Consider the following 2,401-nt stretch of genomic DNA (forward strand, 5'->3'; position numbering starts at 1 on the left):
TTTCCCAAGCGTACGCCGGCATTTCCCAAGCGTACGCCGGCATCAAAACGGTCGGCCACGATGTCGCGAAAACCATAGTTCACGTCGAACTCCAGCTTGATGTCCGGGTACTCGCGCAGCAGCGGTGAGAGCTTGGGCAGCAGGGTGCTTTGCAGCACGTGGTCGCCACACGTGATGCGCACGGTGCCTGCAGGTTTGTCGCGCAGGTCGGTCAATGCGTCGAGTTCAGACTCAATTTCGTCAAAGCGGTGGCCGATCGCCTTCATCAGCCGCTCACCCGCGGACGTTGTGGCGACGCTGCGTGTCGTGCGTGTGAGCAGCCGGATCTTCAAGCCTTCTTCCAGCCCCCGGATGGCCTGGCTCAGCGCTGACGGGGTCACACCCAGCGTGGCGGCGGCCCGGGTGAAGCTGCCCTGGCGCGCCACGGTGACGAAGGCCAGAAGGTCGTTGAGATTGCGTCGAGGCATTTGCAGGTCTCCGTTTTGCAGGCTACTGATTAGCCATGCTAACAAATTCATTAAGGATTCATTACCTAGTCAATGTTAAAGGTACTTGGCAAACTTCAGGAACTGCGAACGGAACACGGACCACGTCGAACAAGGGCAACCGTCACGCGTAGTGCCTTCTGACCCAACCAAAGAGGAACATCGACCATGAAAACACCATCAGAGAACGACGGCCGCGCAGCGGTCGAACTGTCCAGCGACGCCTCCGGCCGCCGTGAGTTTTTGAGAATGACTGGAACAGGCGTGGCTGCGGCCGGCATGCTTTCGACCGTTGGAGGAGCTGCCTTTGCGGCGGATACGCCGGCCATACCAGGCAGGCCCGGTGGTGCCGATAACTTTTACAAGAGCGACAAGGTGACCGTGCAGAAGGTGACTTTCAGGAATCAGTACCGGATGAACGTCGCGGCGAATCTTTTCATTCCCAAAACGCTTGACCGGAAAAAACGCAACCCGGCCATCGTTGTGGGCCACCCCATGGGTGCGGTGAAGGAGCAAAGCGCGAACCTGTACGCCACCAAGATGGCGGAGCAGGGCTTTGTGGCCATGTCCCTGGATCTCGCTTTCTGGGGCGGCAGCGACGGCCAGCCGCGCAATGCCGTTGCGCCGGACCTGTACGCCGAGAACTTCAGCGCTGCAGTGGATTACCTCGGTAGCCAGGCGTTTGTCGACAGGCAGCAGATCGGCGCCATCGGGATTTGCGGCAGTGGCAGTTTTGTCATCAGTGCGGCGAAGATTGACCCGCGCATGAAAGCCATCGCCACAGTGAGCATGTACGACATGGGCGCGGCCAACCGCGACGCCCTCAATCATTCGCAGACGCTCGAGCAGCGCAAGCAGATCATTGCCGCCGCCGCCGAGCAGCGCGATGTGGAATTCAAAGGCGGTGCGATCCAGTACACCAGTGGCACCGTGCATCAACTGACGGCGGACACGCACCCCATCCAGCGCGAGTTTTACGACTTCTACCGCACACCGCGAGGCGAATACACGCCCACGGGCGGATCGCCGCGAACCACCACGCACCCGACCCTGGCCAGCAACGTCAAGTTCATGAACTTTTACCCGTTCAATGACATCGAGACGATCTCGCCTCGCCCCATGTTGTTCATCACGGGCGACCAGGCGCACTCGAAAGAATTCAGCGAAGACGCCTACAAGCGGGCCGCTGAACCGAAGGAGTTGTTTATTGTTCCGGGCGCCGGCCACGTGGATCTGTATGACCGGGTGACGATGATTCCGTGGGGCAAGCTGACTGCGTTCTTCGGCAAGCACCTGGTGCAGACCGGCGCCTGATGGCGGTTCGGGCGATCATCAATGTGGTGAGCGGCGTCTGCGTCGAACGCGAGACCGCCTTTCACTTCGCCACGCGCAGACGGAGGTTTTGCGCCTCGCTGATGCTTCCACTGCTTTGCGCGAGTAGTCTCGCTGCTGCGGGCGGCGACACTCGGGCAGTTTCCCAACAACCATCTGACCCGACACCCCGCAGGAAGGCACCCGTGATGAAAATTCAGATGAGCGTGGATGGCATCGTCATTGCGACGGCAACACTTGACAGCAATGACAGCGCCAGAGATTTTGCGGCACTGCTTCCGCTGAACCTTGTGTTGAAAGACTACGCGGCCACGGAAAAAGTCGCTGATTTGCCGCGTGCGCTGTCAACGAAGGGTGCGCCGGTGGGGCACAAGCCCTCCACCGGCGATATCGGTTATTACGCTCCGTGGGGCAATCTGGCGATTTATCACAAGGACTTCGCTTTTTCAGACGGCTTGGTTCGGCTCGGGCGGCTTGATTCAGGGCTGGACGCCATGCGGCGCCCCGGCCCCGTGGCGGTGAGGGTTGAACACGCTCCTCCATGACGCTGCACGGCGCAACGTGTCGGGCCGTGTGCATCAGGC

Annotated in this window: 3 protein-coding genes; 2 read left to right on the forward strand and 1 reads right to left on the reverse strand. The window is 60.4% G+C overall.

The window, feature by feature from the left end; all coding sequences use genetic code 11:
* Positions 1-467 (reverse strand): LysR family transcriptional regulator (locus tag AC1DWI_RS19915; protein ID WP_477725546.1); only part of this gene is annotated, 467 nt, incomplete at its 3' end.
* Between the two features lie 186 nt (positions 468-653).
* Here AC1DWI_RS19915 and AC1DWI_RS19920 point away from each other — a divergent pair.
* Together AC1DWI_RS19920 and AC1DWI_RS19925 are read left to right on the forward strand one after the other, a co-directional pair.
* Positions 654-1,799: an alpha/beta hydrolase gene (locus AC1DWI_RS19920; protein ID WP_477670784.1), complete on the forward strand. Its 1,146-nt coding sequence runs from the start codon at positions 654-656 to the stop codon at positions 1,797-1,799.
* Complete coding sequence (locus AC1DWI_RS19925) at positions 1,799-2,362, forward strand: cyclophilin-like fold protein (protein ID WP_477725547.1); 564 nt, start codon at positions 1,799-1,801, stop codon at positions 2,360-2,362. Before AC1DWI_RS19920 ends, AC1DWI_RS19925 begins: the two co-directional genes overlap by 1 nt.
* The last annotated feature ends 39 nt before the right edge of the window (positions 2,363-2,401 follow it).

This window comes from Polaromonas sp. P3_C2 (assembly GCF_056402675.1).

Excerpts from the sequence above, each read along its gene's own strand:
- AC1DWI_RS19920 (WP_477670784.1), top strand. The coding sequence starts at position 654 with ATGAAAACACCATCAGAGAACGACGGCCGCGCAGCGGTCGAACTGTCC.
- AC1DWI_RS19925 (WP_477725547.1), top strand. The coding sequence starts at position 1,799 with ATGGCGGTTCGGGCGATCATCAATGTGGTGAGCGGCGTCTGCGTCGAA.